Here is a 3238-nt window from a genome sequence, read left to right on the forward strand (position 1 = left end):
GCCCTGAGAATACCGTTTTATACAAATGGGCCAAGATGACGGATTCTATCAGGTATAATTCCTTCCATTCGATGCAGATGTATGATGAATTCTTTCCTGCCTTGACAAAACTGGTTGCCCAAGCGGAAATATTTAAAAAAACGATCCATACGCCCAATACAGTATTCAACGCTTCGATGAAACAGATTATTGGATACGGTTTAGATTTATATGCTTTAAATTTTCTGGCTATCCCTAGAGGGGGCACATTCATTAAAAAAGAACAGTTGCCGCCTTATTACAATAGGATAATAGAACCCAAAAAGTTTAAAACTGATGCTGTATTGGGAATGCTTAATGGTCAGCGTTATATCGATATGTATGTCAACTTTGCGATGTCAGGTAATAAGGAAACTTATGCCAATTCTGCCATATTAAGCCGCGGAACAATAGATCAAAGAATGATGACCCTTGATAACGACGCGATCAAAGGCGCTTATATGCTAAGTAAGGGTAAAATGCCTGCCAACTATAGCGCTTACCAGGAGTTTATGGATAAGTATGGAAAGTACTTTCAAACGACTTACCAGAAATCAGTTGTAGAAGAACTGGGGACAAAACTTTACAACAGTGTAATCGGACCTAAACCCGGTATCAATTTCACTTACCCTGATCAAAAGGGGAAAATGATTTCGCTAAATGATTTTAAAGGGAAGGTAGTGATAGTTGATGTATGGGCCACCTGGTGTGCACCCTGCAAACAGCAGATTCCTTACCTAAAAAAGATGGAGGAGGCGTATAAAGGCAAAGATGTAGCCTTTATATCGGTTTCAGTTGATTATCCGAAAGATAAACAAAAATGGCTGACCGCGCTGAAAGAGCTGGATTTGAATGGCCTACAATTGTTTGCCGGTGGCTGGACTAAAATAACCAAAGACTATGCTATTTCAGTTATCCCAAGGTTTATGGTATTTGATAAAAAAGGAAATGTAGTATCAACAGATTCGCCTCGTCCTTCTGATCCAAAATTGAAAGAATTGATTGAAAAAGAACTGGCAAAAACGGATTGACAATCTTCCAAGATAAAACAATAATGTTTACGGTTTGATGTGGTTATTTTTCTTCTATCTAACCATTAAAGCACAAATATATTCTAATGAAACCATCATGAGCAAACGCTCACAAACAGCAATGAATACGCTCATGATAGCTTCATAACCTTTAAAAGACAAATTATATTCCAATGAAAAAGATTTTATTAAGCGGTTTCCTCTTATTCAGTACCCTGAACGTTTTTTCGCAAGGAATTGAGTTTGAACACACATCCTGGAAAGAGGCAGTAAAAAAGGCAAAAGAACTAAACAGGCCTATTTTTGTGGATGTGTACACCAGTTGGTGCGGTCCATGTAGAGTGATGGCTGCACAGGTATTCACAAGATCCGAAATAGGGGCGAAGTACAACAAAGGTTTCGTAAATGTAAAAATCGATGCAGAAAAAGGCGAAGGCATTGCCCTGGCAAAGAAATACGAAGTACATTCTTACCCCACTTATTTGTTCATTAATCCAAATGATGAAACCTTAGTAGATCGATCTAAAAGTTCGATGCCCGCTGCAGACTTTAAAGACTTGGCCGATAAAATGCTTGCGAAGTATGCAGGAAAAAAAGAAATAAGTTTAGACGAATTGGAAGCTAAATATAAAGCCGGTAATTATGACGAACTTTTTGCTCAAACTTATATTAAGCGCTTAAAAGCTTCAGGAAAATGGACTGGTGCAGCAATAAGCCGATATATTGAAAAATTTGTAACCACAACACCCTCTACAGCTCAACTATTTTTCATGGGATCTAATTTCACCAATGGCGCTGATTCAGTTCTGTATCATTATATGATCAACAATTATAAGCGCATTGATGCTGTTTTATGTAAAAATGATGGTATTGCAGCAGCTTCTTTTTATCGGGTAATTCGTGAAGAAACGAAAAGCAGGGCCGAAGATATTATTGGGAGCAAACAATCGGTTTCTGCAAAAGAAGCCGGATTGAACAAGCTTTTCGAAAATCTTAAAACTGTTGAAATCGGTGATAGGGGCAACAAAAAAGTCCTGGAATATAAAATCAGATTATACAGTTTAAATGCTGATACCGTTCAGCTTTTAAAGGCTTCACGGACCTATATCACACAATTTTTATTGCCCGCAAATAAAACTTCTTCCATAGGAAGTGAAACCATAATAAATGACAAAAATGCGCCTGAACCTGTAGTTCCTATTGATTCAATCAGAATTTCTGACTATTGCTCAAATTATGCGGTTACTTTATCCAAGCTCTCTAAGGATGTTATAGATAAAGAGTTAGCCACAAGCTTACTTAAAAAAGCAATGATATTGAGCAGTAATTCGGTAGCGGTTAAAAGCAAAATGAATTTAGCGGCTTATTATTTTGGTGAAAAAGAGGCCGCCATTGAGCAGCAATCGAAACTGATAGCGGAAATGAAAAGCAGTAATGATGAATACTTGAAAGCTGCAGAAATTATGATGCAGAAAATGAAAAATAACGAGCCTAAAATTTCTGGTTTCTCCTCCCGTCCGAAGCCAAAAAAACATTAATCCAGTTATAATATGAAACAGCTATTTACAATTGTAGTATTGATGGTATTAAACACCTTTACCTTTGCTCAAACGACTGAAATAACAGGTGTGCTTAAACCTAATCTCAACAAGGTTGTGTATCTCTTCCAAATAGAAGACGGAGAAACCAAACTTGTTAAATCGGTTAAATTAGCAGAAGATGGGGCTTTTATCTTTTCCTTCGACCCTTCCTATGATGGTTTTTATATGGTCGGTGGATTTACTGCTCTGGCCGGACAATTTCCTTTGTACCTGAAAAAAGGAGATAAAGCGCAGGTATCGATCAATAATCGAAAAATAGAATTTATTGGTCAACAAACCGATGAAAACACTGTCTTAGCGGGATGGAATTCAATTGCGGATGAACTTAAAAGCAAGCCACTTTTTTTTAATCTTATTAAAGGCAAAGCAGCCGAATTTCAAACCAATATCCGCACGAGGAATACCAGATTTAACCTGTTGATGAAGCAGGTTGTTGATTATGAACTGGATTTCTACAGACTCWATCAGATCAAAAAAAATATAGAGCCTGCAGCTGAAAGCCAGTCGGAATATAGTAAAGTCCTTCTTGTTAAAGATAAATTTAAAAACGATGATGTGTTTTTCTATCCTAACGGTAAAGCATTGATC

Annotated in this window: 3 protein-coding genes; all 3 read left to right on the plus strand. The window is 37.1% G+C overall.

Annotated features, from left to right (window positions below; translation table 11 throughout):
- Positions 1 to 1049: TlpA family protein disulfide reductase (locus AC1DND_RS23700; RefSeq protein ID WP_477585040.1), on the plus strand; the 1049-nt coding region annotated here is incomplete at its 5' end.
- A 173-nt stretch (positions 1050 to 1222) separates the two neighbouring features.
- Positions 1223 to 2587: a thioredoxin family protein gene (locus tag AC1DND_RS23705; RefSeq protein ID WP_477585041.1), complete on the plus strand. Its 1365-nt coding sequence runs from the start codon at positions 1223 to 1225 to the stop codon at positions 2585 to 2587.
- A gap of 12 nt (positions 2588 to 2599) precedes the next feature.
- A partial coding sequence (locus tag AC1DND_RS23710) for a hypothetical protein (RefSeq protein ID WP_477585042.1) occupies positions 2600 to 3238 on the plus strand: 639 nt, incomplete at its 3' end.

It is taken from the genome of Pedobacter sp. 01N416 (assembly GCF_056399685.1).

Coding starts and splice junctions, on each gene's coding strand:
- AC1DND_RS23705 (WP_477585041.1), top strand. CDS start 1,223: ATGAAAAAGATTTTATTAAGCGGTTTCCTCTTATTCAGTACCCTGAAC.